Genomic DNA, 2,400 nt, shown 5'->3' on the forward strand with positions numbered 1-2,400 from the left:
TTGGCATTATCTTAAAGATAGGCTGCTCAGGGGAAATACGATTCCCCCGTTACCTGAACTGATTCGGGCAGGTGCTACCTGTCGGTAATGAGAAGTTACTATGTCCCTCGCTTTTACCTTGCATGTGCGATTTATGCCATTCCAGGGCAATTACTTCAAAACTATTAGCCGCTGCAACCTGTTGTGCTGTTTTTGTGGTCTGCTTCAGTAGTGACGGGTCGATATTATTTGCCAACTGCCTTTTTAATTCGTCTAACTTGGTTCTGGCTTCAGGGTAATAGTGGGGTAGTTGCTTAAATAAAGCGTTTTTTGCTTGCCAATGAAGCGGTAAGCAATTCGCCACAATTTGCCGCCACTGGGTGTAATTTCCAAATACAAGCCACCGGCATCGGAAAGCTTATAAGCTTTGTCTTTGGGTTTGGCCTTTTTAATTTCAATATCGGTAAGCATGATTGAAAGCCCCGCCGCTTAAGGGTTTGGTTTCGTTTTGTTGGTATCTTATAGGCGTGTAAATGGAAGCGCCAACATAAACACCAACACTTTGTTGGTGCTTTCATGATACAGCGTGGCACTACGTGGGACAATAAAAAACCCGCTAGACCTTAAGGAATGCGGGTTTTTGTACTTATTTGAAGCTTACTGCACTGTCATTTGGTACCGAGAGCCGGAATCGAACCGGCACGATGTCACCATCACCGGATTTTGAATCCGGCGCGTCTACCAGTTCCGCCATCCCGGCAAATGATTGCGTAATTATAAGGCAAAACATTAAAAATGCCAATGCTTTTTAAGGAACTATAAATAAACGTTGATTTTGCGTGGAAAAACAAAATACCATGATCTCAATCTTGGGCGCTTAATTTTTTATTTCCAAAAAATAAATACCTTATGTCTAAGTACTGCCACATATCGCCTATAGAAATTTTGAAAGGCGTGGTTTTGCAGCCACTAAAAAATCCAGTCATAATAACCAGCATCACTTATGAGCCAATCTATCTAAACGTAATAGTGACAGGTATTACTCCTTCTCCCCCCGGAGAGGACTTTTGTCCCGTCTTAAGTTTTTAGCTGGATTAAGCGTCCATCCTGAGTTTGCCAAAAGATCGATAATGTCCTGCTCATTATTCGACCAAGCTGTCTCGGACATAACCGAAGCACTCAGCAAGGCTTCTAGCAAAACTTGATCATGTCTGTCATGCAGGTTCCTAAGACAGAGATGTAAGTCGCCCTCGCTCAATAAGCCACACTGTAATATAATAACTCGATTTTTTACCTTCACATGAAAAAAAGCCACTTTACTTATCAGTTGCCCGAGGCATTAATCGCGCAAATGCCCTTACCTGATCGTACCGCAAGTCGATTACTGTTAATGAACAAAACAACAGGGCAGCTCCAAGATAGACAGTTTGCAGATTTTATTGATGAACTAAATGAAAATGACCTGCTGGTTTTTAACAATACTAAAGTGATCCCCGCCCGCTTATTTGGCAAAAAGCGTACCGGTGGCCGCGTTGAAATATTGATTGAACGTATGCTTGATAATCACAACGCTATTGCGCACTTAAGAGCTAGTAAATCTCCCAAGCTGAATAGCTTAATTGACCTGGATGCAGGTTATTATTGTGAAGTATTGGCTCGGCACGATGATTTGTTTGAATTACAGTTTTCCGGTGCGTCTTTGCCTGCATTGTTAGAGCACATTGGTCATATACCGCTGCCGCCCTATATTAAACGAGCCGACGACGCTAACGATTTAATGCGTTATCAAACCGTTTTTGCCCAAGAGACAGGTGCTGTTGCCGCACCCACCGCAAGTTTGCATTTTGATTTATCTACACTGGATAACATTAAGCACAAAGGCATACAGACAGCATTTGTAACGTTACACGTCGGTAGCGGTACCTTTCAGCCAGTGCGGGTAGAAAACCTATCTGAACATATTATGCACAAGGAATATTTTGCGGTATCCCAGGAAGTTGTTGATGCCGTTTTTGCAGCACGAATACGCCGAGGGCGCGTTGTTGCCATTGGCACAACCGCAGTGAGAGCATTGGAATCAGCAAGTAGGCAAGGCACGCTAACAGCAAGTTTTGGCGATACCGATCTGTTTATTACCCCAGGTTACCGTTTTAAATCAGTTGATGCTATTTTGACTAATTTTCATTTACCGGAATCGACATTGTTAATGCTGGTTTCGGCTTTTGCAGGTTATGAGCCAGTTATGCGGGCGTATCACCATGCCATTGAGCAATCGTACCGGTTTTTTAGTTATGGCGATGCGATGTTCATAGCCGATTGATTATTAACTGATGTTACGCAGCCTGTAATTTCTGCAACTCTTCATATGCCATTTGGTTAGCTTTGATAAACAATTTAGTCCGTAGTGCAAAATGGTTGGCC

2 protein-coding genes and 1 tRNA gene are annotated in these 2,400 nt (G+C 42.9%); 1 reads left to right on the forward strand and 2 read right to left on the reverse strand.

Features of this window, described 5'->3' with window-relative positions:
• Positions 1–252: 252 nt before the first annotated feature.
• Positions 253–450: an Arm DNA-binding domain-containing protein gene (locus ACHZC4_RS11565; RefSeq protein ID WP_394754008.1), complete on the reverse strand. Its 198-nt coding sequence runs from the start codon at positions 448–450 to the stop codon at positions 253–255.
• 202 nt (positions 451–652) lie between these two features.
• Positions 653–739 (reverse strand) — tRNA-Leu (locus ACHZC4_RS11570).
• A 540-nt stretch (positions 740–1,279) separates the two neighbouring features.
• Between ACHZC4_RS11570 and queA the strand changes: the two genes are divergently transcribed.
• A complete protein-coding gene (gene queA / locus ACHZC4_RS11575) occupies positions 1,280–2,299 on the forward strand; it encodes a tRNA preQ1(34) S-adenosylmethionine ribosyltransferase-isomerase QueA (protein ID WP_394754009.1) in 1,020 nt (339 codons plus the stop codon).
• The last annotated feature ends 101 nt before the right edge of the window (positions 2,300–2,400 follow it).

This window comes from Crenothrix sp. (assembly GCF_043729335.1).
In the GTDB taxonomy this organism is placed as follows: Bacteria; Pseudomonadota; Gammaproteobacteria; order Methylococcales; family Methylomonadaceae; genus Crenothrix.